Source organism: Micromonospora sp. NBS 11-29, assembly GCF_002140155.1.
In the GTDB taxonomy this organism is placed as follows: Bacteria; Actinomycetota; Actinomycetes; order Mycobacteriales; family Micromonosporaceae; genus Micromonospora.
The window spans coordinates 138,398-165,142 of the sequence record NZ_NAPR01000023.1; the positions used below are offsets into that span (position 1 = coordinate 138,398).

Here is a 26,745-nt window from a genome sequence, read left to right on the forward strand (position 1 = left end):
CGGCAAACGCGGCCGGGCGGGCGCAACGCAACGTTCATCCGCCGGGAACCGCCCGGTACGCACCTGGTGATCAAGTGGTCGGGAAGGATCCGGTTAGCGCAGGCCCGGCACTGGGAAAAACAGGAGTCTGCGTTTCCGCCAAAAATAAGGGGTGCCCGTGCGGGACAGAGATTCGATCGTGTCACCGGTGGTGGAGGCATGGGCCACGTACCGCACCAGCACGGCCGACGACTGGCCGGCGCATCGGCTGGTGCGGGCCAAGGGCGGACGTCGCGTCAGCGTGGTGCTGCCGGCGCGCAACGAGGAGGCCACGGTCGGCGCCATCGTGGCGACCGTCCGGGAACACCTGATGGACCGGGTGCCCCTGGTCGACGAGTTGATCGTGGTGGACTCCCGGTCCACCGACCGGACCGCCCAGGTGGCCCGCGCCGCGGGCGCCGAGGTGGTCGGCCAGGACGCGATGACGCGCGGGCTGCCGCAGCTCACCGGCAAGGGCGACGCGCTCTGGGCCGGTCTGGCCGCGGCCGAGGGGGACGTCGTCGCGTTCGTCGACGCCGACCTGCGCGAGTTCCGGCCGCACTTCGTCACCGGCCTGCTCGGGCCGCTGCTCACCGACCAGAGCGTGGAGTTCGTGAAGGGCTTCTACCACCGCCCGCTGGTCGGCGCGACCAGTGTCGAGCCCGACGGCGGCGGACGGGTGACCGAGCTGATGGCCCGGCCGCTGCTCAACCTGTTCTGGCCGGAGCTGGCCGGCTTCGTGCAGCCGCTGGCCGGCGAGTACGCCGGCCGCCGTGAGGTGCTGGAGCGGGTGCCGTTCGTCACCGGGTACGGCGTGGAGACGGCGATGCTGATCGACCTGTTGGAGCTGGTCGGGCTGGACGCGCTCGCCCAGGTCGACCTCGGCGAGCGCAAGCACCGGCACCAGGACACCGCCGCGCTGGGACGGATGTCGGCGCAGATCATGCTGACCGCCTGGTCCCGGCTGCAACGACGCGGCTGGGCGGCGCCCGGCACGATGCCGACGCCGCTGCTGACCCAGTTCCGCCGCGGTGGCTCGGAGGCGCTGCCGAACCTGGACCGGGAGATCGTCGTCAACGACGTCTCGGTCGAGGAGCGTCCGCCGCTGGCCCAACTGCGCGACCGGGTCCCCCACCGCCGGATCGCCGCGTGAGCGGGCACGAGGAGAGGGACGACACATGACGCTCACCGTGCTGATGAACGCCGGCCCGTGGCTGTCCGTGCCACCGCCCGGCTACGGCGGGATCGAGAACGTGGTGGCCACGCTGGTGCCGGAGCTGCGCCGGCTCGGCGTCCGGGTGGTGCTCGCGTCGGTGGAGAGCAGCACCCTGCCGGTCGACGAGAAGATCTCGGTCTTCCCGGACGGGCAGTTCCACGCGTTGCAGCGGCCGTACAACCAGGTCTGCGGCGTCTCGCAGGCGCACCTGGCCGGCGTGGTGCGGGCGCTGCACCGCCGCGACGACGTCGACCTGGTGCACGACCACGTGGAGGCGGTCGGGCTGGCCACCCTGGCCGCGATGGGCCCGGCCGCGCCGCCGGTGCTGCACACGCTGCACTGGGATCTGGCCAAGCACCCGGAGCTGTACGGCAACCTCGACGGCGGCGACCGGGTCCGGGTCAACGGGGTCTCCGCGTCGCAGCTGGCCCGCGCGCCGCTCGCGCTGCGGGAGCACTCGGTGGGACATGTGCACCTCTCCACCCCGCTCGCGGTCGACGCCGACCGTCGCCCGGCGACCCCGAAGGGCGAGCACGTGGTGATCCTCGGCCGGATCAACCCGGGCAAGGGGCAGGACCTGGGCGCCCGGCTCGCCCAGCAGGTCGGCTTCCCGCTGGTGCTGGCCGGTCCGGTCGGCCCGTACCACCGGCCGGAGGACCTCGCCGCAGCCGGCGACGAGGCCCGCCAGAACCCCGACGTGCGGTTCTTCCACGACCGGGTCGCCCCCCACATCGACGGCGACCTGGTGCGCTGGGTGGGCACGGTGGCCGGGCAGGAGCGCGACGACCTGGTCGCCTCGGCCCGTGCGTCGCTGTTCCCGCTGCGGTGGGAGGAGCCCGGCGGTACGGCGGTGGTGGAGTCGTTGTCGCTGGGCACACCGGTGGTGGCCACCGCCCGGGGGTGCCTGCCGGAGCTGATCGAGCACGGCCGCACCGGCCTGCTCACGGCCGACGAGGAGGAGCTGGGCGACCTCGTGCTCGCCGCCGGCCGGCTCGCACCCGACGAGTGCCGGCGGGTGGCGGCCGACCGGTTCACCCCGGCCCGGATGGCGCAGCGGTACGTGGAGTTGTACGACCGGGTCCGCCAGGGCGCGGCGCGGCCGTTGCAGCACGCCTGATCCGGTACGCCGTCGCCGGCCCGGTCCGCCACCCGCGGGCCGGGCCCGCGGTTTGTCGTGGGTGGGCCGGGGAATCCGTCGGTCCCCTGGTGGGCGAGGAGGGCGGCGTGACGAACTCGATGGCGCACTCCCGGGCGCGCCGCAATCCGGCCTCCGGCCGAGCGCCGGTGCGCCGGGTCGCCTCGGGGTTCGCCGTGCTCCTGCTGCTGATCGGCGCGCTGGGCTTCGTGCCGGGTGTCACCAGCTCGTACCCGGACCTGCGTCTCGCCGGCCCGGGCTCCGGCGCACGGCTGCTCGGACTGTTCCAGGTTTCGGTGCTGCACAACGTCGTGCACCTGGTCCTCGGCGTGGCCGGTCTGGCGCTGGCCCGCACGGTCGCCGGTGCCCGCGTGTTCCTGCTCGGCGCCGGCGCGGTCTACCTGGTGCTGTGGCTGCACGGCCTGGCAATCGACCGGCGCACCGACGCCAACGTGCTGGCGGTCGACCGCGCCGGTTCCTGGCTGCACCTGGTGCTGGGCGTCGCCATGCTGGCCTCCGGGCTGCTCGCCGGCCGTCGCGGTCACGCCCGCTGAGCCGGGCGGACGTCCGGTTTCGGTGGCCCGGGGCCCGGGTACGTCGGTAGCCTCCCCGACAAGTTTGGAAACGAGGGCCCGATGTCGACCCGGATCAGGTGCGAGGTCCGCGACGAGTCACCGGTCACCGTCGTACGGCTGGCCGGCGCGCTCGACCTGGGCACGACGCGCGTGGTGCACGAGGTGCTGGACCGGTGCCTCGCCGCGCAGCCGGACGCGCTGGTGGTCGACCTTGAGGAGACCCGGGTGACCGACCCGTTGGCGCTCTCCGTGTTCGCCGCCGCGGCCCGGCGGGCCGCCGACTGGCCGGCGGTGCCGATGGTGCTCTCCGCGCCGCCCCCGGAGGCTGCGGCCTGGCTGGCCGAGACCACCGCCTGCCGGGTGGTGCCGGTGCGGCGGGACTGCGCCGAGGCGACGGCGCTGGCGGGCACGGCGGCGGCGCCGCGCCTGCGGGCACGGCTGGAGCCGGTCGCCGGGGCGTGCCGGCGGGCCCGGGAACTCGTCACCGAGGCGTGCGGCCGGTGGAACGTGCCGGAGCTGGCCGGCCCGGCCTCGCTGGTGCTCAGCGAGCTGGTCGGCAACGTGGTCCGGCACGCCGGCACGCCGATGCAGGTCACGTTGACGCTGCGCCGGCCGTACCTGCGGGTGGCGGTGATGGACGGCAGCCCGGCCGACGCGTGCGAGGCGACCGACCACGACCTGCGGGCGGAGGGTGGCCGCGGGTTGATGCTGGTGCGCGAGTTGACCCAGCGCTGGGGCAGCACGCCGGTCGGCGCCGGCAAGGTCGTCTGGGCCATGCTCCCGGCGAACTGACCGAAATCTGCACTCTCGCCTGGTTTCATGGCAGAGGGGTCGGGTACGCGCGCCCGTCCTGTCTGTCGTCACACGGGGTGAGATGCCATGCCCAAGCGGGTAGTCACGGAACCGACCCGGGACCGGGGGCCGGCGATCCTCGCGCCGGCCCACTTCGGCGGACACCCCGGCCCGGTCCGGGAGGCGACGAAGGGCAACTCGCTGTGGCGGCTGCTGCGCAGCACCGATGCCAAGGTGATCGGGCTGCTCTACCTGGGCACGTCGTTCGCCTACTTCATCATCGGCGGGTTCATGGCGATGCTCATCCGGGCGGAGCTGGCCCGCCCGGGGATGCAGTTGCTCTCCCCCGAGCAGTACAACCAGATGTTCACCATGCACGGCACGATCATGCTGCTGCTGTTCGCGACGCCGATGGTGTTCGGGTTCGGCAACTACCTGGTGCCGTTGCAGATCGGCGCCCCGGACGTGGCCTTCCCGAGGCTCAACGCGTTCGCCTACTGGCTGTACTTCTTCGGCGCGGCGCTGGTGATCGGCGGGTTCTTCACGCCGCAGGGCTCGGCGGACTTCGGCTGGACCGCCTACACGCCGCTGAGCACCGCCCAGCACTCCCCCGGCGTGGGCGCGAACCTGTGGGTGGTCGGCCTGGCCGTCTCCGGTCTGGGCACCATCCTCGGCGCGGTCAACCTGATCACCACGGTGCTCACCCTGCGGGCGCCCGGCATGACCATGTTCCGGATGCCGATCTTCACCTGGAACCTGCTGCTCACCAGCGTCCTGGTGATCTTCGTGTTCCCGCTGCTGGCCGCCGCGCTGTTCGCGCTCGCCTCGGACCGGATCCTGCACTCGCACGTCTATGATCCGACGACCGGCGGGCCGATGCTCTGGCAGCACCTGTTCTGGTTCTTCGGGCACCCCGAGGTCTACATCATCGCGCTGCCGTTCTTCGGCATCATCACCGAGATCATCCCGGTCTTCTCCCGCAAGCCGATCTTCGGCTACACCGGGCTGGTGCTGGCCACCATCGCCATCACCGTGCTGTCCATGACCGTCTGGGCGCACCACATGTTCGCCACCGGCCAGGTGCTGCTGCCGTTCTTCAGCATCCTGAGCTATCTCATCGCGGTGCCCACCGGGGTGAAGTTCTTCAACTGGATCGGCACGCTGTGGAAGGGGCAGATCACGTTCGAGACGCCGATGCTGTTCGCCCTCGGCTTCCTGGTCACGTTCCTGCTCGGCGGCCTGACGGGCGTGCTCCTGGCCAGTCCGCCGGTCGACTTCCACGTGCACGACACGTACTTCGTGGTGGCGCACTTCCACTACGTGCTGTTCGGCACCATCGTGTTCGCCGCGTTCGGTGGGCTCTACTTCTGGTTCCCGAAGATGACCGGCCGGCTGCTCGACGAGCGGCTCGGCAAGATGCACTTCTGGACCATGTTCCTCGGCTTCCACGCCACCTTCCTGGTGCAGCACTGGCTGGGTGCCGAGGGGATGCCCCGCCGGTACGCCGACTACCTGCCCGGCGACGGCTTCACCACGTTGAACATGATCTCCAGCATCGGCTCGTTCGTGCTCGGCGCTTCCACGCTGTTCCTGATCTGGAACATCTGGAAGTCGTGGCGCTACGGCGCGAAGGTCTCGGTGGACGACCCGTGGGGGTTCGGCAACTCGCTGGAGTGGGCCACCACCTGCCCGCCGCCGCTGCGCAACTTCGACCGGATGCCGCGCATCCGCTCCGAGCGGCCGGCCTTCGACGCCAAGTACGGCCCGCTCGTCTCCGACCTCGGCCGCGACCTGCCCCAGCGCACCACCAAGCCGCCCCAGGAGTTCGGCGAGGAATTCCACCACGTCACGCAGGAACCCGAGTCGCCGGCGGCCGAGGGCGCGCACGGTGCCCGCGAGGCGGTGGAGTACCAGCCCGCGCCGCAGTCCGGCGCACGGCCGGTCGAGGTGCCGGAGCCGGAGGAGATCCGCCGGCCCAGCTTCGAGGAGACCGACGAGCCGGAGGGGACGATCCTCGGCGCCGAGCGCGAGGACCAGCCGAACGACCGGTGGCGGCATCCGCGCGGCCCCGGCGACACCCCGGAGAACTGAAAGGAGGGGCCCCTTCTTAACGCATTCCGCATAGGAGGGGGCCCCGCTTAACACGCACCCGTGACAACAGGGCCGGCGTACGGTGGGGTCGGTCAGTCGGCGGCCGGCAGGCCGGCGGCGGCGAGCGAACGGCGCACCGCCGGCTGCACGCGGGTCAGCCGCAGCGGCACCCCGGTCCGGGCGGCGGCCTCCCGACCGGCCAGCAGCGCGGCGATGCCGCCGGCGTCGAAGCCGCCCGCGCCCACCAGGTCGACCACCACCTCGCGGGGCTGCCCGGTGACCGCCTCCAGCACGGCCCGACGGAGCTGGTCCGCGCCGGCGCGGTCGACCTCGCCGCCGACCTCGACGACCACCCGGTCACCGTTCTGCTTCACCGAGATCCGGGCCTTGGCCGGCTCGGTCTCGGCGGCGCCGTTCTGCCAGGGGGGCGGCGCGTCGGCGAGCATCGCCTGGCGCAGCCAGGTCAGCGCCCGGGACAGCAGCCGGGAGACGTGCATCTGCGAGATGCCGAACCGGGCCGCGATCTCCGCCTGGGTCTGGTTGCCGTAGAAGCGCATGGCCAGGATCCGCCGCTCCCGCCAGGGCAGCCGATGCAGCAGGCCGCTGACCGTGACCCGGTCGTCGACCGACTCCAACGCGTTGTCGGACTCGCCGACCAGGTCACCGAACTCGGCCGAACTCTCCCCGCCGACCGGCGCGTTGAGCGAGGCCGGGCTGTAGCCGGCGGCGGACTCCAGCGCGGCGAGGATCTCCTCCTCCGGCGTCTCCAGCCGCTCGGCCAGCTCGGCGACTGAGGGGGCCCGGGACAGCTCACTGGTCAGCGTGGCCGTGGCCTGCCCCACCTCGAGGATCAGGTCGCGCAACCGGCGCGGCACGTGCACGCCCCAGGTGCGGTCGCGGAAGTGTCGTTTGATCTCGCCGACGATGGTGATCGCCGCGTACGCGGTGAACGAGCCCCGCTCCGGGTCGTACCGGTCGACGGCGTTGACCAGGCCGAGGCGGGCCACCTGCTCCAGATCCTCCAGCGGTTCCCCGCGCCCCCGGTAGCGGCGGGCCAGCCGACCGGCGAACGGCAGCGCGAAGCGGACCAGGTCGTCCCGCGCCTCCTGCCGCCGCTCGGGTGGCAGCCCCTCGATCCGGGCCGCGTACGCGAGCGCCGCTGCGTCGAGGTCCTCCAGACCCCGATCGGTGGTCGGTGGGGTGGGTGTGGCGGTCTGTCCGAACATCCGCGCCTCCCTCGCCAAGGTCCCCCGCCCGGCCGGAACCGGTCGTGCGCGTGCCGAGGCGACGCGCCGGATGGGGACGTGGGGTTACGTGACGGATACGTCGGAAGCGGTGGCTGCCCACCGCTCGGCGTCGTGGGCCGTCCCGCGGCGAGCGTTCTTCCCGCTCCGTAGGTACTCAATCACGGACCGTTGGATCGCGAGGATGTTTCGGCAGGATGGGCGGGAGTCGCCGTCAGCAGACCAGCAGTCCCTGGTGGGCACCCGCGTCCCGGAGCGCGGCGAGGGCGTCGGCCATCCGCAGCGGCGGCGGTACGGGCAGGTCGCAGGGCTGGTTGCGCAACACCTCCGTGGCACGTCGGGTCGGCACCGGGGTGACCGGGTAGCCGCGGGCCGCACCCCGGTCCAGGGCCCGCCGGCGCCGCCCGAAACCGGCCACCGCCAGCCACTGGGGCAGGCCGGCGAGCGCCGGTGAGCGGAGTCCGGGCGGCTCGGGCAGCACGTCCACCGAGCTGAACGGCTCGCTGCCGGCGAGCCACCACTCGGCGGCCGCCNGCACCAGTAGGGCACCAGGCCAGCCCGTAGCACCTGTCCCGGGTCGAGCAGCCGGCCGCACTCCACCACCAGCCGGTCGCCGGTCTTGCCGGCCCGGCGCAGCCAGCGCCGGTACAGGTCGGCGGTGGCCGCGCTCAACGCGTCCGGCTGCGGCACGACCACCCGGTGCAACGGGTGCCCGTGCCGGTCGCCCCACTCCCGCGCGTCGTGCTCGAAACCGGACTCCACGCCGTGCTCGGCGAAGGCCGCCGACAGGGTGACCTCCGGGGCCGTCCACCGCGTCTCGTCACCGCCGGCCGCGCGGAGCACCTGGCGCAGCGCGTGGGCGTCCGGGTGGAAGTCGACCGGGTCGAGTCCGCTGGCCGGGCAACCGGCCTGGAAGCTGTGCCCGTCGCCGTCGTCCCGCACCGGCCACGTACGCGCGTCGTGCAACAGCAGCACCGGCGCCGCCGGCTCCAGCCGGTCGGCCAGGAACCGGGCGTACGCCCCGGGCAGCGCACGCCACCGCGCGGCGAGCACGACGGTGGCGCCGGCCGCCACACCTCGGCTGGCCGGGCAGTGCACCTGCCGTACGTGCAGCCGGGGGTTGCCGGCGAGCAGCCGGCCGGCCACCGCGGCGCCGTGGTCGAGCGCGGCGTCCGGGCGGTCCACCGCGCCCCGGCCCCACTGAGCGGCGAGTTCGAACCCGGCGGGCAGCCAGGGCACGCCGAGCGCCACCGCCAGGTGGGCCGCCGCGCCGTGCGGTGAGCCGAGCACCGCACCGGGCCAGCGCCGTTGCGGGTACTGATCGACGAACCAGCCGGCGACCTGCTCGGCGTCGACGCGGGCGACCTGGTCGGCGGTGAGCGCGGCCCGGCCGGCCGCTCGGCTCGCGGCGGCGCGGCGTACCGGCNGCAGTCGTCGCCGCGCAGCGCGCGGGCCGTCGCGGCGACCAGGAGCCGCGCGGCGCTGCCCGCCGCCACCACCCGGTCCGCCGGCACACCCGCGCTCGCGGCCGGCCCCGATGTCGTACGTTCGCTCACCACGCGGCCCGGCTTCCCGTCCCTCTGGGGTCTAAACGGGGCATCTCCCCACGGTGGGGACCAACGCCCGGTCGGGTGCGGGTTTGGGCCGGAGCGGGACGGGCACTGCAGCGCGCATGCCCGACGACGAGAGCACCCCGGCGGCCACCATCACCCCGTACCGGGACGGACCGCTGCTGGTGCGGGGCGACTTCGCGCTGGTCACGCCGGAGGGCGAGCGGATCGAGGCGCGTCCGGGCACGGTGGCGTTGTGCCGGTGCGGCAAGAGCGCGATCAAGCCGTTCTGCGACGGTACGCACAAGGTCGCCAACTTCCGCGCCGACTGAGCCGCGCGGCGGGCCTCAGGTGTTAAGCGGGGGCCCCGCCTATGCAGGAGGCGTTAACCGGGGGCCCCTCCTTACACCGCTCAGGCGGCGAGCAGGGCGCGGGCGGGTGGGCGCAGCGACGAGCGCCCGGCCGACCATGCGGTCAGCAGGTGCCCGGCGAAGAGGCGGTCCACCGCCAGCGCGGCGGCCGCTCCGAACAGCACGTCGGCGGCGAGCGCCGGCTCGGCGCGCACCAGGCCGCCGCACAGGTCGTACGCGGCGATCTGCTCGTGCACGGCGTCGGCCTCGACGTGCTCGTCGTAGAAGCGCGTGGCCGCCGCGTCGAAGCCGAGCCGGCGCAGCCCGTTGCCGTAGCGGCGGTTCGGCAGCGACGAGGTCATCTCGTACGCGGCCAGGTGCCCGAGCAGCGCCCCGCGCAGCCGCCGGTGCAGGCCGAACAGCGACATGAGGTTGTTGGTCGCCAGCGTCACCGCAGGCACCAGGTCCAGGTGGGCGGCGTAACCGGTGTCCAGGCCGAGCCGGGCCATCGTGGTGCGGAACAGCTCGGCGTGCATCCGGTCCAGCCGGCCGTTGCCGTACTCGTCCATCTGGATCTCGACCAGCGCCGCCTTCGCCGGCCCGCCGAGGCGGGGCAGCGCCCAGCTGTGCGGGTCGGCCTCGCGCAGGTGGTAGATCGAGCGGTGGGTGACGAACTCGCGGAACTGGTCGAGGTCGGCCCGGCGTTGGAGGGTGGCGGAGAGCGGCGGACCGTCGTCGGCGGCCACCACGTCGGTCAGTGCCGCCGGCAGCGCGGCCGGCAGCACCGCCGGCAGCGGCCCGACCAGCCGCCGCAGCGCCGCGACGAACGGACGCTCGGCCCGGGCCCGCAGGGCGAGCAGCGACGGCTCCCACTCCCACTCGTCGGCCACGCCCCACCACCCTCGGTAGTGCAGCTCGTAGCAGAGGAAGAGGGTGAGTTGGAGGTCCTCGTCGGTGAACGGGTCGGCCACCGGGTCGAGGCCGTCGCCGAGCCCGGCCGGCAGTTCGCCGGGCGCCCCGCGCAGCGCGGTGAGCAGCGCGGCGGAGACCGGCCCGCGTGCCGGCGGCAGCGGGGCGGGTCCGTAGCGACGGTCGGTGGTGACGGACATCTGACCTCCCGGGACGGCGTGCCAGCTCGCAGTGCCCCCCGCTGACCGGGCTAAACGAGGTCCTCGGTGGCGATGGCACCGGTCTGGATCACACGTTCGCGCACCCGGCGGGCGGCGTCCCCCTCGGCCACCAGGCCGCGCAGGTCGGCCAGGGCCGGCTCGGGCACGCCCAGCGGCACCGCCGGGTCCACGATCGCCTCCAGCACGCTGGGCCGGTCCGCGGCGAGCACCTCCTCCCAGGCGGGGCCGACGAGGTCCGGCCGGTCCACCCGGACGCCGTGCAGCCCGAGCAGGCGCGCCCAGCCGGCGTACGGCACGTCGGGCCGGCGACCGGCGGGTCCGGTCGGGGCACGCCCGCCGCCCACGCCGGACTGGTCCCGGTTGTTCAGCACCAGCACGACCAGCCGGGGGTCCGGCCAGTCGGTCCAGTGGTGGGCCACGGTGATCAGCTCGGCCAGGCCGTTGAGCTGCATCGCGCCGTCGCCGAGCAGCGCGAGCACCGGCTCGTCCGGGCGGGCCAGCTTCGCGGCGACCGCGTACGGCAGGGCGCAGCCCATCGAGCCGAGCGTGCCGCAGAGCCGGGCCTGCACCCCCGGCGGCAGGTCCAGGTGCCGGGCGTACCAGTAGACGACCGAGCCGACGTCGACCGCGACCGCGGCGCGCTGCGGCAGCCGGGCGGACAGCTCGCTGAGCACGAGTTGCGGGTTGACCGGCTCGGCCGGGGCGGCGGCGCGTTCGGCGGCCAGCGCCCGCCACCGGTCCACCGCGCTCTCCACCACGCCGCGCCACGGCGCGTTGGGTCGCTCGGGCAGCCGGGCCAGCAGCGCCCGCAGCGTCTCGGCGGCGTCGCCGACCAGCGGCACGTCCACCGGGTAGCGGGTGCCGATCCGCCCGCCGTCGATGTCGATCTGGACCGTGCGCACCTGCCCCGGCAGGGGGAACCAGTCGGTCCACGGGTCGTTCGTGCCGACCAGCAGCAAAGTGTCGCAGCCCCCCATGAGCTGCGCGGCGGCCGTGGTGCCGACCTCACCGAGCACCCCGGTGTGAAACGGCAGGCGTTCGTCCAGCACCGGCTTGCCGAGCAGCGACGTGGCCACGCCCGCGCCGAGGCGGTCGGCGAGCGCGACGATCTCGTCCGCCGCGCCGTGCGCCCCCTGACCGACCAGGACCGCCACCCGGTGACCGCCGCCGAGCAGCGAGGCGGCGGCGTCCAGGTCGGCGTCGTGCGGCAGCACCCGGGCCAGCGGCTCGCCGGGCGTCGCGGTGAGCACGCCGGTGGCCTGCGGCAGCAGGTCGGGCACGGCGGCCACCTGCAACGCGTACGGCAGCACCACGCAGGTGGGGCTGCGGGTGGCAGCCGCGGTGCGGAACGCCTGGTCCAGCAGCGCCGCTACGTGCTCCGGGGCGCGGCCGTAGCGGACGAACTGGTGACACACGTCGCCGAAGAGCCGACTCAGCCCGATCTCCTCGTGTGCCCCGCCGAGCGGGCCGCTGACGTCCTCCCCGATGATCGCCACCACCGGCTTGTGGTCGAGCTTCGCGTCGTACAGGCCGTTGAGCAGGTGCACCGCGCTGGGGCCCTGGGTGGCCAGGCACACCCCGATCCCGTCGGTGAACTTGGCGTGCCCGGTGGCCATGTAGGCGGCGGTCTCCTCGTGCCGGGCGGGGACGAACGCCGGGTCCCCGCCCGCCTCGTCGAGCGCGGTCACCAGCGGGGAGATCGCCGCGCCCGGGTAGCCGAAGGCCCGCGGCACCCGCCACGCCCGCAGGCGTTCGACCACCAGGTCGGCGACGGTACGGTCAGCCATCGCCCCGCCCCGGCGTGCCGGCGTCGACGTAGCGCAGCACCGCGCCGACGCCGTCGGTCAGCTCCGGCGCCTCCTCCGGCGCGAGCACGGTCAGGTCCGCGTCGGTGCCGATCAACGCGCGCAGCAGCGCGGCGTCGGCGCGTACCTTCTGCGGGTCGGCCACCGACATGTCCGCGAGCTGCGCGGGGTCGGTGGCGATCTCGGTCGGCTCCGGGCCGACCCACAGCTCGCCGTCGGCGGACGCGTCGTCGACGAGCAGCATGGTGTCGACCTGGTTGCGTTGCAGCGCGGCGACCACGGCGTCGAGGCCGGCGCCGACGTCCTCCTGCACGCCGAAGCGGTTCAGCGCGGCGGCGACGCGCCGGTCGGCGACCTCGGCGACGGTCTGCACGGTGACGTCGTCCATCAGGGTGTCCTCGGCGCCCCCGGCGCGCGAGCCGGCGTCGGTGCGGACCAGCACGTCCTGCCAGCGCTCGGGGAGCTGGGCGGCGATCATGCCGGTGGCCCGGATGTCCCCGGCCACCACGACCACGTCCGCGCCGACCCGCTCGGCCAGGTCGGCGGTGGCCGCGGCGGCGTCGCCGGCGTTGTGGTGCCACGCCTCCATCGCGGCGCGCTGGTAACGCGACTGCGACCACCCGCCCGGCTGCACCCGGCGCAGCTGCCGGCTCTGCCGGCCCGTCACCCGGGCCCGCCGGGGCACCCCGCCGGCGCTGACCGCCATCGCGTCCGCGCCGGTGCGGTCGGCCAGCACCCGCACCCAGGCCACCTGCTCGCCGCGCTGGGCGACCAGTGGCATGGTGTGCGGCAGCGCCGCCCAGGTGCCCAGGTCGCGCAGTGGCGGCGCGGAGAGGTACTCGGTGAGCACGACCCGGCCCCGGGAGGCGAACACCGCGATGCCGTAGTCGCCGGGCATCGGCTCGTGCCGGCGGACCACCTCCTCCACCGCCTCGACGGTGAGCTGGTCGGCGCCCTGGGCCAGCAGGTCACCCTTGAGCGCACGCCAGCGCAGGTCGACCTGGGGGCGCGCGTCGTGGGTGTCCCGGGAGGCGTCCAGGTAGACCGAGCACCAGGGCCCGGGACGATCGTAGAGCGGGCGCAGGAAGGACAGCTGCATGCTCGACCCCTTTCCGGCTCGGCCGCACGCATACCCGCAGGTCAGCTGAGTTCACCTGGTCGTGAGCCGGGCGTGACCGCCGTTCATTCACGTCGTTCGACCCGAAGGACCGATACCATCTGTGCACGGAACGGGACGCTCGGTGGAGAAAATGAACACGGATTCGAACATCCGACGCGCCGTCGGGCCGACGGAGCGCATCATCACCGGGCGGCTGGTCCGGTTGTCCGAGGGCTACGCCCGCGAGATGCGGGTGGCCCAGCCGGCGCTGGTCGCGGTGCTGACCGCGGCCGGGGTGGCCGGGCTGCTGCTCCGGGTGGTCCGGGCGCTGTTCAGCAGCGGCGGCGGGGGCGCGCGGCGCAGCTTCAAGGACCTGAAGAAGGGCCCGGAATATCTGGTCACCCCGGTCCGGGTGCGCGACCGCGCCGGCTGGCTGGTCGACGTGGAGATGCACGGGCATCTGCCGTTGAGCGCGCTGCACCAGGGCGACCACATCCAGCTCACGCTGCGCCCGCAGCGCGACGCGCAGTTGCCGCCCCGGATCGAGCGGATCGTCAACCTGACCACCGGGCAGTTGCTCACCCCGCGTACGGCGACGCTCTGGTCGCACCTGGGGCCGCCGCTGGTGTTGCAGGCGGTGCTCGGCGTGCTGGTGGTGCTCGGCGTGGCCGCCTGCTCCGCCCTGACGTGAAAGGAAGGGTCCCTTCTTAACGCCTCCGGTATAGGCGGGGCCCCCGGTTAACGCCCCGCCCCGGTGAGCGGACGCTCGGCGGGGGTGGGTGCGGGCGGGGTGAGCAGGCCGCGGCGGCGGGCCCAGCGCTCGAAGAGCACCGTGGCGAACGGCGGCACGGCGCTGGCCAGCGCCAGCCCGGTCGACACCAGCGACCAGCGGCAGCGCCGGGCCACCACGAGGACCAGCAGCCCGTACGCCACGAACAGCGCGCCGTGGATCGGGCCGAACACCTGCACGCCGATCTCGTTGCGCGGCGGTCCGTACTTGACCGCCATGCCGGCCAGCAACGCCGCCCAGGAGCACGCCTCGGCGACCGCCGCCACCACGAACGCCCGGATCCACCCGTCGCGCATCCACCACTCCTGACCTCGCCGGAAGCGGCCATGGTAGCCGGGTCGACACCGACCGGGCACGGAATGGGCCCGGCGTGCACTAACGGGGGGCGGCACGGGGTACAGAGGAGGTCAGGACCAACGGTGACAGGGTGGTGACCATGGGCGAGGACGTGGGCGTACGCGCCTTCAGCCGGGAGGATCGGGCCCGCTACCGGGACAAGGTACGACGATGCCTGGACGTCTTCGCCGCGATGCTGCGCGAGTCCCGGTTCGACGTGGAGCGGCCGATGACCGGGTTGGAGATCGAGCTGAACCTGGTCGACAAGCGCTCGGAGCCGGCCATGCGCAACGCGGATGTGCTGGCCGCGATCGCCGACCCGGCGTTCCAGACCGAGCTGGGCCAGTTCAACGTGGAGATCAACGTCGAGCCGCGCCGGCTCACCGGCACCGGCACGGCCCAGTTCGAGGACCACGTCCGGGCCAGCCTCAACGCCGCCGAGTCCAAGGCCCGCGCGGTCGGCGCGCACATGGTGATGATCGGCATCCTGCCGACGCTGCGCCCGGAGCACCTGACCGCCGAGACGCTCTCCGCCAACCCCCGGTACACGCTGCTCAACGAGCAGATCTTCGCCGCCCGCGGCGAGGACCTGCCGATCGCGATCAGCGGGGTGGAACGGCTGGCCACCACCGCCGACACCATCACGCCGGAGGCGGCCTGCACCAGCACCCAGTTCCACCTCCAGGTCAGCCCGGCGCAGTTCGCCGACTACTGGAACGCGGCCCAGGCGATCGCCGGCATCCAGGTGGCGTTGGGCGCGAACTCGCCGCTGTTCTTCGGCCGGGAGCTGTGGCGGGAGACCCGGGTGCCGCTGTTCCAGCAGGCCACCGACACCCGGGCGGAGGAGATAAAAGCCCAGGGGGTACGCCCACGGGTGTGGTTCGGGGAGCGCTGGATCACCTCGGTGTTCGACCTGTTCGAGGAGAACGTGCGCTACTTCCCGGCGCTGCTGCCGGTCTGCGACCCGGAGGACCCGGCGGCGACGCTGGCCAGCGGCGGCGTGCCCAAGCTCGCCGAGCTGCGCCTGCACAACGGCACCATCTACCGCTGGAACCGGCCGGTCTACGACGTGTGGCGCGGCCGTCCGCACCTGCGGGTGGAGAACCGGGTGCTGCCGGCCGGGCCGACCGTGCTGGACACGGTGGCGAACGGCGCGTTCTACTTCGGCCTGGTCCGGGCGCTGGCCGAGTCGGACCGTCCGCTCTGGTCGCAGATGTCGTTCAGCGCCGCCGAGGAGAACTTCCACTCCTGCGCCCGGCACGGCATCGACGCGCAGGTGTTCTGGCCGGGGCTGGGCTACCTGCCGGTGACCGAGCTGGTGCTGCGCCGGTTGTTGCCGATGGCACACCAGGGGCTGGACCGGTGGGGTCTGGACCCGGCGGAGCGCGACCGCCTGCTCGGCGTCATCGAGCAACGCTGCCTGACCGGTCGCAACGGGGCGACCTGGCAGGTGGAGACGCTGCACCGGCTGGAGTCCGCCGACCACCTGGACCGGCCGGAGGCGCTGCGCGAGGTGGTCCGCCACTACGTCGACCTGATGCACAGCAACCGCCCCGTGCACGAGTGGCCGATCCCCTGACCGGGGCTGTCCCCCGCCGCCGGGAGACCGCCTACGCGAGAGGCGTCAGCCGGCGACGACGGCGAACGTGAGCGCGCCCAGTGCGGCCATCGGCAGCGCCACGGCCGCGGCGAGCAGCCGGGGCCGGGTGGCGCGACCGACCAGCACGAGCACCAGCGCCGCGAGGCCGAGGTCGATGGCTACGTTCCACCACGCGCCGGGGTACCCGGAACGGGTCCGGCCGGCGAAGCGCAGCGCCTCCTCGACGAACACCGCCACCGGCAGCGCGGTCCCCNTCCGGCCAGCACGCCGGACGCCATCCAGAGCAGCGCGGTGGGCGCCCAGATCACGGCCAGGTCGTCGCCCTGGAGCCACGCCGCCGCCAGGTAGTAACTGGGCACGGCGACGACCAGCAGGACCGTGGCGGCCACGGCGGCCCGCAGCGCGCCCGAACGGACCCACCAGCCGAGCGCGAACGCGGCGACCGCCCAGGTGGCGGTGGAGTTGCCGAGTTCGGCGAACGGGTACGGCACCCGCGTGATCCAGACGAAGTCGAGGAATCCGAGCAGGAAACCGGCGACGGGGGTGACGGCTGTCAGGGAGCGACGTGTGGGCGGCATGGCGACGAGCATACTCAGTATGCAGGGAGGGGATCAGGCGGGGACGCACCGCCGCCGCAGCACCGCCGCGCCGGGCCCGGTCAGGTCGTCGCAGTAGGCGGCCCGCCCGGCCATCGCCATGGTCAGGGCCAGCGTGGTGCCGCTGACCAGCGGACCGGCCCCGGCGGTGAACGGCCCGTCGGTCGCCTCCACCCGCAGCCCCGCCACGGCGCTGTGCCCGGCGACCGTGAAGTCCCGCGCCGCGTAGAGCCGGGCGACCGGCGTGACGGCCTCAACCGGCGGCGTACGCGCCAGGCCGAGTGGACGCCGGATGTCCTGGGCGTGCACGACCACCTCACCGAGCCACGCCTCGGTCGGGCCGAACGTCGACGTGGTGCTGCCGACGATCCGCCGGAACCGGGCCAGGGTCTCCCCCGGGTCGACGCCCCGATGCTCGGCCAGCCGGCGGTCGTTGTGCAGGTCGAAGTCGAACCGGGCACCCAGCACGCTGGCCAGCCAGCGGACCCGGCCGAGGCTCGCCGCCGCGGTGAGGTGCGCGACCACCTCCTCCACCGTCCACCGGCCGCACAGCGAGCGCCGCGCCCACTGCGCCGCGTCCAGCCCGGCCAGGTCGTCGGCGAGCGCCGCCCGCTCGGCGTGCGCGAGCGACCACAGCTCGTCCTGGGTCAGGGTGTCGGACATGAAAACCTCCCGTGTCGGACCGTCCCCCGTCGGACCGGCCCCGGGCTGCGAACTCATCGCCGGCGTGTGGTGAGTCACCGGGTCACGCCGACCAGCGTCGCCAGGCGGGCCACGCCGGCCGGCGCCGGGTGGGCGCGGGCGATCTCCGCGACGACGGTACGCGCCACCGGCCGCAACCGGACCTCGGCCGGCGCGACGCGGTCCGCCTCCACCACCGCCCGCCCGGCCCCGCGAACGTCGCCCACCCGGAGGTACGCCCGCGCGGCGTCCAGCAGGTAGGCGGCCCGGAACTCGACCGGCAGCCGCCGCCACGCCTCCCCCCGGAGCACCTGCTCGTGCCGGTGCACCGCCTCCACGGCGTCACCGAATTCCACTGCCGCCACCACCCGGGCCAACTCGACGGCGGCCGGCCCGAACCCGGCCCGCTGCGACTCGTCCCCGGCCGTTCGCCGCGCGGCCACGTCGGCGGCCCGATCCAGCAACTCGTCCGCGCGACGGCACTCGCCGCAACCGGCGGCGGCGAGCGCGGCTTGAATCAGCAACGGTCCGTACGTCTCGGCCACCGGTCCGGCGGCCACCGTCACGGTCAAGGCCAACCGGTCCCGACCGGACGCCCGGAGCGCCTCCCCCACCGAGGCGACAGCCGTGGCCGTCAGGGACGGATCGCCCGTCGCCCCGGCCACCGCCCGATCCGCGGCCAGCCAACCCAGATCCGCCTCCCCCAGCTTGACCAGCACCGACGAGGCCACCCGGTACGCCTGCACGAGCAACTCCGGCCCGGCACCGCGCACTCCTCGGACGGCGTCGAGCAGCCCCGGCAGCAGACGCAGCGTCTGCGCGTAGTGGGCATGCTGGTAGGTCATCCAGGCGTACGTCACCTGCCGTCGCAGCTCCGCCGACGACCGGGTGCACTGACCGTCGTGGTAGGTGGCGAGCGCCGCGCGCACCGCGTCCACCCCGTCCGGCGCGCCCGTCGCCGGCAGCACCGGCGCGGCGAGCAGAACCGACGGTTCCACCCGCAACACGTCGGCGACCTCCTGGATCACCGGGTACCGGTCCAGCCGGCGCACACCCCGCTCCACCTTGTCCACCCAACTCTTCGACCTGCCCAGCCGGTCGGCGAGCATCTGCTGGGTCAGCCGGCGACGCACCCGCCACCGCGCCACCCGCCGCCCGATCGGCTCACCGGTCACGCCGCCACCCCCGATCCGGCACCGCCCGGGTGGTGTCCTCCACCGGTACGCGCTCCGCCTCGGCCTGCTCCAGCAGCCGCCGCCGCGCCGCCTCCCGCTCGGCCGCCTCGGCCCGCTCACCCCGATTCACCGTCGACTCGCCGCCGCCACGGGACCCCCTGCCGCCCATCGCCACCTCCGAGATCGGGGCGCGGCATGACCTCCGAGGCAGGATCCGCACCCAGCTCACGGCGTCCGCGACAGCATGGCCACGAACACCCTCGGCGACAGCGTGTGACGGAGAGTCAGCGCTCTCCAGATAGACAGGCCCGGCTAGTGTCCGCCAGGGTGTCCGCCATTCGCGACGGACAGATCGGCGGACAGTTCCAGGAACTCGATGACCGCCCGGGAGTCGCCAGCGACCAAGGCCAGCGCCTCACGCAAGCCCATCACCCGTTCGACCGCCCGCTGCGACCGTGCCCGACGCGCGAAGTCCAGTGCCCTACCCGCCGTGAGCGCCGCATGTTCCGCCTCTCCGGCCTGAAGCAGCGCCTGGGCCAGCCACGTCGTGTACAGCGACGTCTCGCGGGGAGAGTCATCCCCGTAGCGGGCGATCGCCCGCTCCAGGACCGGCACCGCCCGCAACGGCCGGCTCAACTCCGTCCACACCCGCCCCGTCATGATCTCGACCTCGTCCCGCGTCAGCCAGTACGCCCAGGACGGCGCCTCCTCGGGTCCGTGATCCGGATAGATGTCCTCCACCGCCCCGAGTGCACGCTCAGCGAGGCTCGCCTCCCCGAGTCGGGCATGTGCCCACGCCACCCGCTCCAGGAGCAGGGCTCGCCCGGTGGCCTCCGCGGCGTCCCGACCTCCGACATGCGCCGATCGGGCCAACGTGACGGCCGCACGCCGGTCACCGGCATTGGCTTCGAGATAGGACAGGCTGCTGAGGCAGTTCGCCGCCCCTGCGGCATCACCGCCCTCGTGCGCGGCGCGCATCCCGGCCAGGTGGTGACGGCGGGCCTCGGCGATGCGGCCCGAGTCCTCGGCGACGAAGCCCGCCAGTTGGCACAGGTCCGCGATGACGACCAGCAGGTCACCGCCCACCGGCTCGGAGTGGCTGCCCTCCCGCAGCAACGCGACGGTCTCGGCCAGTTCGGCGGTGACCATCGCATACGTCTCGCTGCCGCCGAGATGGTCGTCCAACCTCCGAAGCTGCCGGACCCGTTGCCTCACCCGCTCCACGGTGCTGTCACCGACGCGGCGCCCGGCGTCCAGTTCGTAGCGCTGCGGTGGGTCGGTGATCAACCACTGGTGCGCCAACTCGACGGCGTTCTCCGCCGTGGGAGTCTCCGTGACCAGAAGGTCGGCAAGCCGTGCCGGGTCGGGCCGACCAGGACGGTCGGAAACGGTGGTCCGCTGCTCGCGCGGGTCGGAGGCGCTGGCGAGAGCCGCCAGCCCGCCGCCGGCATCCAGCGCGTCATCAAGCCGTTGGGCGACCTCCGGACTCGGGGCTTTACGCCCACAGGCGAGGTCATGCAGATAGCTCTTGCTGTAATACGTCTGCGCGGCCAGGGTGCGGTAGCTGAGCTCACGAGCCCGCAGCAGGGCCTGGAGATGAAGGGCGAAGGCACCTGCGGGCATCGCGACTCCCTGAAGTGACCACGCGAGAGTATTCCGTCACTGACGGTACTCGTTGGTCCGGAACGCGGCTACCGACGTACCTTTTCAACGGCGACCCACGTCCGCGGGTCCCGGCAGTTGGCAGCAACGACGTGAGCGGTACGTGAGTCGTTTCTGAGGTCAGCTCGAAAGGCCGCCGCTGAAAGAAGCTCTCCTTCGGCGCCCTAGCAACTTGATGGCACGGACGGGTCGGGCCACCGTTCGGTGCGCCGAGCGTGAGTCGTTTCGGCCCTCAAGTTCCTAGCGGCGATGCCGAACCCTACTGACCGGCGCTGCCGGGCAGCGGGCGTACCGGCAACCGGCCGACCCCGACCCAGCCGACCCCGGGCCAGCCACCGCCACCGCCACCGACGAACGCTCCGCCACCGCCGCGCGGGTCTCAGAGCGAGGCGACCGCCGCGCTCTCGGCGGGCAGTTCGATGCCGTCGCGCATCACCGTGACGCCCTCCGACGAGGCGAGCAGCACCCGGCGCACCACCCCGGGCAGGTTGATCCGCTGCGGCCGGTCGGCCAGGTTGGCCACCACCAGGGTGTCGCCGCGCCGCATCACCAGGAACTGGTCGCCGTGGCGCACCTCGACCCGGTGCAGCCGGGGGTCGGCGAGGTCGGGGCACGACTTGCGCAACGCGATCAGCCGGCGGTGGAACTCGTACATCTCGCGGTGTTCGGGTTTGTCCAGCTCGGCCCAGTCCAGCCGGGACCGCAGGAACGTCTGCGGGTCCTGCGGGTCGGGCACGTCGTCGGTGGTCCACCCGTGCGCGGCGAACTCGCGCCGGCGGCCGGTGGCGACCGCGGTCGCCAGCTCCGGCTCCGGATGGCTGGTGAAGAACTGCCATGGCGTCGACGCGGCCCACTCCTCGCCCATGAACAGCATCGGGGTGAACGGCGCGGTCATCAGCAGCGTCGCGCCGACCCGGAGCATCCCGGCCGAGAGGGTGGCGGAGATCCGGTCGCCGGTGGCCCGGTTGCCGATCTGGTCGTGGTTCTGCAGGTAGGCCACGAACCGGTGGCCGGGCGTACGCTGCCGGTCCACCGGTCGGCCGTGGCTGCGGTTGCGGAAGCTGGACCAGGTGCCGGCGTGGAAGAACGCACCGGTCAGCACATCGGTGAGGNGTGCAGCGCGTGGTGAGCGTCGTCGTTCCACTGGGCGTGCAGGCCGTAGCCGCCGGCCTCCCGCGGGGTGATCAGCCGCGGGTCGTTCAGGTCGGACTCGGCGATCAGCGACAGCGGGCGGCCCAGCGCCGTGGACAGCGCCTCCACCTCGGTCGCGACCTCCTCCAGCCAGTGGGTGGCGCGGCCGTCGGGCATCGCGTGCACGGCGTCCAGTCGCAGGCCGTCGACGTGGTAGTCGCGCAGCCACATCCGCACGCTGTCGACGATGTAGCGGCGGACGCCGTCGGAGTGCGGGCCGTCCAGGTTGACCGTGCGGCCCCAGGTGTTGCTCAACTCCGTGAGGTACGGCGCGAACCGCGGCGCGTAGGCCCCGGAGGGCCCGAAATGGTTGTAGACGACGTCGAGGATCACCCCCAGCCCTCGGGCGTGAGCCGCGTCCACGAACCGTTTCAACCCGTCCGGGCCGCCGTAGGGCTCGTGCGGCGCGTACCAGCAGACCCCGTCGTAACCCCAGTTGTGCTCGCCGTTGAACGCGTTGACCGGCAGCAGCTCGACCAGGTCGACGCCGAGCTCGACCAGGTGGTCGAGCCGGGCGATGGCCGCGTCGAACGTGCCCTCCGGGGTGAACGTGCCGATGTGCAGCTCGTAGAGGACGCTGCCGGGCAGTTGCCGGCCGGTCCACGCGGAGTCGGTCCAGTCGAACGCCGCGTGGTCGTAGCGGCGGCTCGGCCCGTGCACGCCCGCCGGCTGCCAGGCCGACCGGGGGTCGGGCAGGGCCTGCTCGTCGTCGTCGAGCAGGAACGCGTAGTCGGCGTCCGATGCGGCGTCCGGCACCTCCACCCGCCACCAGCCGTCCGGCCCGGAGCGCATCGCGTGGTCGGCGACGCCGGGCAGGCGCAGCCGCACCCGGGTGGCCTCGGGCGCCCACACCGTGAACTCGGTCATGCGGCGGCCTCCACAGGGTCGGCGGGTGCGAGGAGGGCGACGGGATAGGTGCCCAGCAGATCATCCAGGAGCACCGCACCCCCACTGTAGACCCGACCGGTGAACAGGTCGGTCACCGGATGAACGGGAAGTGACAGGGTCGTTCCCCGCCAGCCGCCGTCCCGCGCCAGCCGCAGCGGCAGCCGGGTCGCCACCGCGATCGCGCCGCCCCGGTCGAACGCCAGCGCGTGCACGCCGGCCGGGCCGTGCGCCGCCACCGGCCGGTAGCCGGTGAACAGCTCCGGCCGGTCGCGCNAGCGTGCGGGAGACCACGAGCAGCTTGGCCGCGCCGTCGGCGGCCACCGCCGGCTGCCAGCCGGCATCGAGCCGGGCGAGGGTCTCCCGGCGTACGGCGAAGTCGACCGGAAGACGGTTGTCCGGGTCGACGAGGGAGTTCTCCCACAGCTCGGTGCCCTGGTAGGTGTCCGGCACGCCGGGCATGGCGAGCTGCACCAGCTTCTGCCCGAGCGCGTTGGACCAGCCGGCCGGGGTGATCTCGGCGGCGAACGCGGTGATCTGGGCGTGCAGCTCCGGGTCGTCGTACATCCGGTCGACCAGGGCGTGCATCTCGTGCTCGAACGCCGGGTCGGGGTCGGCCCAGCTGGTGCTGACCGACGCCTCCCGGGCGGCCTTCTCGGCGTACCCGTGCAGCCGGTCCCGGTCGAGCGGCCAGGCCCCGACGGCGGTCTGCCAGAGCAGGTGGGCCAGCGCCGGGTCGGCCAGCGGCACCCGCGACATCCAGTCGGTGACCCGCTCGGCCCAGCGGCCGGGCAGCTCGCTCAGCACGGCCAGCCGGGCGCGCACGTCCTCACCGCGTTTGGTGTCGTGGGTGGAGAGCGTGGTCATGCTCGCCGGCCAGCGCACCTGGCGGGCGGCGGCGAAGCGGTGCAGCTCGGCCGGGGGCACGCCGAAGTGGGCCGGGCTGCCGCCGACCTCGTTGAGCGCGACGAACCGGCTCCACCGGTAGTAGGCGGTGTCCTCCACGCCCTTGGCCATCACCGCGCCGGTGAGCTGCGGGAACCGGGCGGCCAGCTCGTGGCCGGGGTCGCGCAGCCGGGCGGTGACCGCGTCCAGCACGCCGGTCAGGTCGGGGCGTCNCCGCGGTAGACCGGGAAGCACGCGGCCAACTCGGCGAGGGCGGCGCGGACCTGCTCGCCGGGCAGCTCGGGGACGAGCGCGGCGAGGCGGGTCAACTCGGTGGCGAGCAGCCGGGTGGCGGCTTCGAGCTTGGTGGTGTGGGTCAGGTCCTCCCAGGAGGTGTGCCGCCCGGTGATCCTCCCGTCCAGCGCGGTGAAGTCCGGTTCGGCGTCCGGGTCGACGAAGAGCCCGCTGACGGCGGCCAGGGCGTCGTAGCCGGTGGTGCCGTCGACCGGCCAGTCCGGCAGCTCCTCGCCGTACTCCAGGATCTTCTCCACCACCAGCCAGCGGTCCGGCGCGGCGGCGCGCAACCGGGCCAGGTAGCCGGCCGGGTCGCGCAGCCCGTCCGGGTGGTCGACCCGGATGCCGTCGACGTCCCCGGCGTCGACCCAGCGCAGGATCTCCGCGTGGGTGGCGTCGAAGACGGCGTCGTCCTCCACCCGCAGCCCGGCCAGGTCGGAGACGGCGAAGAACCGACGGTACGTCAGCTCGGCGTCGCCGCGCCGCCAGTTGACCAGCTCGTAGTGCTGCCGATCGTGCACCTCGCGGGGGGTCCCGTCGCCGGTGCCGTCGGCGACCGGGAAACGGTGCTCGTGGTAGCGCAGTTCCCCGTCGACCAGCTTCAGGTCGTCCAGCGCGTCCGGGGCGTCGGCCAGCACCGGCAGCAACAGTCGGCCGCGGTCCCAGTCGATGTCGAACCAGCCCGCGTACGCCGAGTCGCGCCCGGCGCGCAGCACGTCCCACCAGGCCGGGTTGGCCGCCGGCCGGGCCACTCCGGCGTGGTTGGGCACGATGTCCACGACCAGGCCCAGCCCGGCGGCGCGCAACGCCCGGACCAGCCGCTGCCGGCCGCCCTCGCCGCCCAGCTCGGGGTTGACCGCACGGTGGTCCACCACGTCGTAGCCGTGCTGCGAGCCGGGCGTGGCGGTGAGCAGCGGCGCGGTGTAGAGGTGGGTGACGCCGAGCGCGGCCAGGTAGTCGGTCAGCTCGGCGGTGGCGTCCAGGTCGAAGCCGGGGCGCACCTGGATCCGGTAGGTGGAGCGGGGGGTGTCGGGCATGGGTCAGGCCGTCCTCTCCAGGACCAGCAGCGAACGGTCCGGTACGCAGACCGTGCCGCCCGCCTCGACCAGGGTGGTCTTCTCCGGATCCGGCTCCGCGGTGCTGATCACCAGCTCCCAGCCCGGCCCGAACTCCGTGCCGGGCAGCGTGAAGTCCAACGGCGCGTCGTGCGCGTTGAACAGCAGCAGGAAGGAGCTGTCCCGGTGGCGCTGGCCGTACTGGCCGCGTTCCGGGATGCCGTCGCCGTTGACGAACAGGGCCACCGAGCGGCCGAAGTCGTTGCCCCAGTCCTCGCCGGTCATCTCCCGGCCGTCCGGGGTGTACCAGATCAGGTCGGGCAGGGCGGTGCCGGCGGCCCGGCCGCCCACCGGCAGCCCGGTGAAGAAGCGCCGCCGCTGGAACACCCGGTGCCGGGCCCGGAACGCGGTGAGCCGGCGGACGAACGCCAGCAGCTCCTCGTCGGCGCGGTCCCAGTCGACCCAGGCCAGTTCGCTGTCCTGGCAGTAGGCGTTGTTGTTGCCGCCCTGGGTACGGCCCAGCTCGTCGCCGTGCCCGAGCATCGGCACGCCCTGCGACAGGATCAGCGTGGCCAGGAAGTTGCGCCGCTGCCGCGCCCGCAGCTCCCGTACGCCCGGGTCGTCGGTCTCCCCCTCGACGCCGCAGTTCCACGACCGGTTGTGGCTCTCGCCGTCCCGGTTCTCCTCGCCGTTGGCCTCGTTGTGCTTGTCGTTGTACGACACCAGGTCGGTCAGCGTGAACCCGTCGTGACAGGTGACGAAGTTGATGCTGTGGAAGGGCCGGCGGCCGTCGTCCTGGTAGAGGTCGGCCGAGCCGGAGATGCGGGAGGCGAACTCGGCGAGCGTGGCCGGCTCGCCACGCCAGAAGTCACGTACGGTGTCGCGGTACTTGCCGTTCCACTCGGTCCACTGCGGCGGGAAGTTGCCCACCTGGTAGCCGCCCGGGCCGATGTCCCACGGCTCGGCGATCAGCTTCACCCGGCCGACCACCGGGTCCTGCTGCACCACCTCGAAGAAGGTGGAGAGGCGGTCCACCTCGTAGAACTCGCGGGCCAGCGTGGCGGCCAGGTCGAACCGGAAGCCGTCGACGTGCATCTCGGTGACCCAGTAGCGCAGCGAGTCCATGATCAGTTGCAGCGAGTGCGGGCTGCGCACGTTAAGGCTGTTGCCGGTGCCGGTGTAGTCGACGAAGTAACGCCGATCCTCCTCCGACAGCCGGTAGTAGCTCGGGGTGTCGATGCCCTTGAAGCTCAGCGACGGCCCGAGGTGGTTGCCCTCGGCGGTGTGGTTGTAGACCACGTCGAGGATGACCTCGATGCCGGCGGCGTGCAGCGCCTTGACCATGCCCCGGAACTCCTGCACCTGCTGACCGAGCCGGCCCAGCGCGGAGTAGCCGTGGTGCGGGGCGAAGAAGCCGATCGTGTTGTAGCCCCAGTAGTTGCGCAACCCCAGGTCGACCAGACGGTGGTCGTGCACGAACTCGTGCACCGGCATCAGCTCGACCGCGGTCACCCCGAGCCGCTTGAAGTGCTCGATCATCACCGGCGAGGCGATCGCCGCGTACGTGCCACGCAGCTCCTCCGGGATGTCGGGGTGGCGCATGGTCAGCCCGCGCACATGGGCCTCGTAGATCACCGAGTGGTGGTACGCGATGCGCGGCGGCTTGTCGTTGCCCCAGTCGAAGTACGGGTTCACCACCACCGACTTCGGCATGAACGGCGCCGAGTCGACGGTGTTCATCCGGTCCGGGTCGCCGCCCACCTCGTAGTCGTAGACCGCCGGGTCCCAGGAGACCTCGCCGTCGACCGCCTTCGCGTACGGGTCGAGCAGCAGCTTGTGCGGGTTGCACCGCACCCCGTTGGCCGGGTCCCACGGCCCGTGCACCCGGAAGCCGTACCGCTGGCCGGGCTCGACGCCCGGGATGTAGGCGTGCCAGACGTACGCGTCGACCTCGCGCAACTCGACCCGACGCTCGGTGCCGATGTCCCACTCGTCGAAGAGGCAGAGCTCGATCTTCTCCGCCACCTCGGAGAAGATCGCGAAGTTGGTGCCCATCCCGTCGTAGGTGGCGCCGAGGGGGTAGCTCTCGCCCGGCCAGACCTGCATGCTGCTCCTTCGGCCCATGATCGTTAACGCACCGGACGGGCGTCGGCCGGTGCGCACGCCGCTATTGCCCCGCCGTACGCAACGCCAATCCACCCGTTCGGACGGTAACCGACGACGATTGGGTGTCGTCCGTCACGATCGTCGTTTTCAAGATGCGGGTTCGCGCCCGATGCACTTTCCTGGACCGCGTGCCCGCGCCCGCGCGGGTACGCCCGCCGCTCGGCAACCCCACCACCGCCTCATCGCCGTCACCGACGCCGGCGTGTCCCACCCTGCATGGACGGAGATCGACACGTGACCACTCTGCGGGTCGGCGCGCAGCCCGCCACCGCGACGGACCGGCGCCACCGGCCCACCCTCACCTCCCGCCCGACCGTGCCGCCGCAGCCCGGCGCCGCGTCCCGCAACCGGCGCATCCTGATGCTGTCGTGGGAGTACCCGCCGGTGCTCGTCGGCGGCCTCGGCCGCCACGTGCACGCGCTCT

General features: G+C 73.4%; 18 protein-coding genes and 5 pseudogenes. 9 read left to right on the top strand and 14 right to left on the bottom strand.

Annotated features, from left to right (window positions below; genetic code table 11):
* The first annotated feature begins 190 nt into the window (after nt 1-190).
* The 5 genes from B1205_RS25190 (at nt 191) to ctaD (ending at nt 5,827) form a co-directional block, all read left to right on the top strand.
* Nucleotides 191-1,171, top strand: a complete 981-nt coding sequence (locus tag B1205_RS25190; RefSeq protein WP_254910190.1) for a glucosyl-3-phosphoglycerate synthase — start codon at nt 191-193, stop codon at nt 1,169-1,171.
* Nucleotides 1,172-1,196: 25 nt separating this feature from the next.
* The gene (locus tag B1205_RS25195; protein ID WP_089157868.1) at nt 1,197-2,351 is read left to right on the top strand and encodes a glycosyltransferase; all 1,155 of its coding nucleotides are present in this window, start codon (nt 1,197-1,199) and stop codon (nt 2,349-2,351) included.
* A 107-nt stretch (nt 2,352-2,458) separates the two neighbouring features.
* Nucleotides 2,459-2,923, top strand: coding sequence for a DUF4383 domain-containing protein (locus B1205_RS25200; protein WP_303395041.1), 465 nt, complete (start codon nt 2,459-2,461; stop codon nt 2,921-2,923).
* Between the two features lie 81 nt (nt 2,924-3,004).
* Nucleotides 3,005-3,736, top strand: coding sequence for an ATP-binding protein (locus tag B1205_RS25205; RefSeq protein ID WP_089157869.1), 732 nt, complete (start codon nt 3,005-3,007; stop codon nt 3,734-3,736).
* Nucleotides 3,737-3,823: 87 nt separating this feature from the next.
* A complete protein-coding gene (gene ctaD, locus B1205_RS25210; protein WP_089157870.1) occupies nt 3,824-5,827 on the top strand; it encodes an aa3-type cytochrome oxidase subunit I in 2,004 nt (667 codons plus the stop codon).
* A 92-nt stretch (nt 5,828-5,919) separates the two neighbouring features.
* On the opposite strand, the gene B1205_RS25215 is transcribed toward ctaD, so the two are convergent.
* Together B1205_RS25215 and B1205_RS25220 are read right to left on the bottom strand one after the other, a co-directional pair.
* Complete coding sequence (locus B1205_RS25215) at nt 5,920-7,053, bottom strand: SigB/SigF/SigG family RNA polymerase sigma factor (RefSeq protein ID WP_089157871.1); 1,134 nt, start codon at nt 7,051-7,053, stop codon at nt 5,920-5,922.
* 232 nt (nt 7,054-7,285) lie between these two features.
* Nucleotides 7,286-8,630, bottom strand: a pseudogene (locus B1205_RS25220) (hypothetical protein).
* 113 nt (nt 8,631-8,743) lie between these two features.
* On the opposite strand from B1205_RS25220, the gene B1205_RS25225 reads away from it, so the two are divergent.
* Nucleotides 8,744-8,953: a CDGSH iron-sulfur domain-containing protein gene (locus B1205_RS25225; protein ID WP_089157872.1), complete on the top strand. Its 210-nt coding sequence runs from the start codon at nt 8,744-8,746 to the stop codon at nt 8,951-8,953.
* 80 nt (nt 8,954-9,033) lie between these two features.
* Here B1205_RS25225 and B1205_RS25230 read toward each other — a convergent pair whose 3' ends face one another.
* Genes B1205_RS25230 through B1205_RS25240 form a run of 3 tightly spaced genes read right to left on the bottom strand, consistent with a single transcriptional unit; the run spans nt 9,034 to nt 13,005 of the window.
* On the bottom strand, nt 9,034-10,080 hold the full coding sequence (locus B1205_RS25230) for an iron-containing redox enzyme family protein (protein WP_089157873.1): 1,047 nt from the start codon (nt 10,078-10,080) through the stop codon (nt 9,034-9,036).
* Between the two features lie 50 nt (nt 10,081-10,130).
* Complete coding sequence (locus B1205_RS25235) at nt 10,131-11,888, bottom strand: thiamine pyrophosphate-binding protein (RefSeq protein WP_089157874.1); 1,758 nt, start codon at nt 11,886-11,888, stop codon at nt 10,131-10,133.
* The gene (locus B1205_RS25240) at nt 11,881-13,005 is read right to left on the bottom strand and encodes a baeRF2 domain-containing protein (protein WP_089157875.1); all 1,125 of its coding nucleotides are present in this window, start codon (nt 13,003-13,005) and stop codon (nt 11,881-11,883) included. Before B1205_RS25240 ends, B1205_RS25235 begins: the two co-directional genes overlap by 8 nt.
* A 142-nt stretch (nt 13,006-13,147) precedes the next feature.
* Here B1205_RS25240 and B1205_RS25245 point away from each other — a divergent pair, with 142 nt between their 5' ends.
* Nucleotides 13,148-13,696: a hypothetical protein gene (locus B1205_RS25245; RefSeq protein ID WP_176308788.1), complete on the top strand. Its 549-nt coding sequence runs from the start codon at nt 13,148-13,150 to the stop codon at nt 13,694-13,696.
* Between the two features lie 47 nt (nt 13,697-13,743).
* Here B1205_RS25245 and B1205_RS25250 read toward each other — a convergent pair whose 3' ends face one another.
* The gene (locus B1205_RS25250; RefSeq protein WP_089157877.1) at nt 13,744-14,091 is read right to left on the bottom strand and encodes a DUF3817 domain-containing protein; all 348 of its coding nucleotides are present in this window, start codon (nt 14,089-14,091) and stop codon (nt 13,744-13,746) included.
* 140 nt (nt 14,092-14,231) lie between these two features.
* On the opposite strand from B1205_RS25250, the gene B1205_RS25255 reads away from it, so the two are divergent.
* Nucleotides 14,232-15,710, top strand: a complete 1,479-nt coding sequence (locus tag B1205_RS25255; RefSeq protein ID WP_089157913.1) for a glutamate--cysteine ligase — start codon at nt 14,232-14,234, stop codon at nt 15,708-15,710.
* A gap of 45 nt (nt 15,711-15,755) precedes the next feature.
* Here B1205_RS25255 and B1205_RS25260 read toward each other — a convergent pair.
* The 8 genes and pseudogenes from B1205_RS25260 to glgX all read right to left on the bottom strand — a co-directional run bounded on the left by B1205_RS25260 (nt 15,756) and on the right by glgX (nt 26,261).
* Nucleotides 15,756-16,321, bottom strand: a pseudogene (locus B1205_RS25260) (DUF6518 family protein).
* A 21-nt stretch (nt 16,322-16,342) separates the two neighbouring features.
* A complete protein-coding gene (locus tag B1205_RS25265; RefSeq protein WP_089157878.1) occupies nt 16,343-16,990 on the bottom strand; it encodes a maleylpyruvate isomerase family mycothiol-dependent enzyme in 648 nt (215 codons plus the stop codon).
* Between the two features lie 74 nt (nt 16,991-17,064).
* Nucleotides 17,065-18,183: a helix-turn-helix domain-containing protein gene (locus B1205_RS25270; protein WP_089157879.1), complete on the bottom strand. Its 1,119-nt coding sequence runs from the start codon at nt 18,181-18,183 to the stop codon at nt 17,065-17,067.
* Nucleotides 18,173-18,352, bottom strand: a complete 180-nt coding sequence (locus B1205_RS25275) for a hypothetical protein (RefSeq protein WP_089157880.1) — start codon at nt 18,350-18,352, stop codon at nt 18,173-18,175. The genes B1205_RS25270 and B1205_RS25275 overlap by 11 nt, the downstream gene beginning before the upstream one ends.
* Nucleotides 18,353-18,495: 143 nt before the next feature.
* A complete protein-coding gene (locus B1205_RS25280) occupies nt 18,496-19,806 on the bottom strand; it encodes a helix-turn-helix domain-containing protein (RefSeq protein ID WP_089157881.1) in 1,311 nt (436 codons plus the stop codon).
* A gap of 418 nt (nt 19,807-20,224) precedes the next feature.
* Nucleotides 20,225-21,903, bottom strand: a pseudogene (gene treZ, locus B1205_RS25285) (malto-oligosyltrehalose trehalohydrolase).
* Nucleotides 21,900-24,137, bottom strand: a pseudogene (locus tag B1205_RS25290) (malto-oligosyltrehalose synthase). Before B1205_RS25290 ends, treZ begins: the two co-directional pseudogenes overlap by 4 nt.
* 3 nt (nt 24,138-24,140) lie before the next feature.
* Nucleotides 24,141-26,261 carry a glycogen debranching protein GlgX gene (glgX, locus tag B1205_RS25295; RefSeq protein WP_089157882.1) on the bottom strand — a complete coding sequence of 707 codons (2,121 nt, stop codon included), beginning with the start codon at nt 26,259-26,261 and terminating at the stop codon, nt 24,141-24,143.
* Nucleotides 26,262-26,555: 294 nt separating this feature from the next.
* Between glgX and B1205_RS25300 the strand changes: the two are divergent.
* A pseudogene (locus tag B1205_RS25300) lies at nt 26,556-26,745 on the top strand (glycogen/starch synthase); the annotation flags it as partial.

What these genes read in the sequence shown, in the direction of transcription:
- B1205_RS25265 (WP_089157878.1), bottom strand. Translation starts at nt 16,990, where the DNA reads ATGTCCGACACCCTGACCCAGGACGAGCTGTGGTCGCTCGCGCACGCC.
- B1205_RS25230 (WP_089157873.1), bottom strand. Translation starts at nt 10,080, where the DNA reads ATGTCCGTCACCACCGACCGTCGCTACGGACCCGCCCCGCTGCCGCCG.
- B1205_RS25235 (WP_089157874.1), bottom strand. Translation starts at nt 11,888, where the DNA reads ATGGCTGACCGTACCGTCGCCGACCTGGTGGTCGAACGCCTGCGGGCG.
- glgX (WP_089157882.1), bottom strand. Translation starts at nt 26,261, where the DNA reads ATGCAGGTCTGGCCGGGCGAGAGCTACCCCCTCGGCGCCACCTACGAC.
- B1205_RS25280 (WP_089157881.1), bottom strand. Translation starts at nt 19,806, where the DNA reads ATGCCCGCAGGTGCCTTCGCCCTTCATCTCCAGGCCCTGCTGCGGGCT.
- B1205_RS25255 (WP_089157913.1), top strand. Translation starts at nt 14,232, where the DNA reads ATGGGCGAGGACGTGGGCGTACGCGCCTTCAGCCGGGAGGATCGGGCC.
- B1205_RS25275 (WP_089157880.1), bottom strand. Translation starts at nt 18,352, where the DNA reads ATGGGCGGCAGGGGGTCCCGTGGCGGCGGCGAGTCGACGGTGAATCGG.
- B1205_RS25195 (WP_089157868.1), top strand. Translation starts at nt 1,197, where the DNA reads ATGACGCTCACCGTGCTGATGAACGCCGGCCCGTGGCTGTCCGTGCCA.
- B1205_RS25225 (WP_089157872.1), top strand. Translation starts at nt 8,744, where the DNA reads ATGCCCGACGACGAGAGCACCCCGGCGGCCACCATCACCCCGTACCGG.
- B1205_RS25215 (WP_089157871.1), bottom strand. Translation starts at nt 7,053, where the DNA reads ATGTTCGGACAGACCGCCACACCCACCCCACCGACCACCGATCGGGGT.
- ctaD (WP_089157870.1), top strand. Translation starts at nt 3,824, where the DNA reads ATGCCCAAGCGGGTAGTCACGGAACCGACCCGGGACCGGGGGCCGGCG.
- B1205_RS25240 (WP_089157875.1), bottom strand. Translation starts at nt 13,005, where the DNA reads ATGCAGCTGTCCTTCCTGCGCCCGCTCTACGATCGTCCCGGGCCCTGG.
- B1205_RS25250 (WP_089157877.1), bottom strand. Translation starts at nt 14,091, where the DNA reads ATGCGCGACGGGTGGATCCGGGCGTTCGTGGTGGCGGCGGTCGCCGAG.
- B1205_RS25205 (WP_089157869.1), top strand. Translation starts at nt 3,005, where the DNA reads ATGTCGACCCGGATCAGGTGCGAGGTCCGCGACGAGTCACCGGTCACC.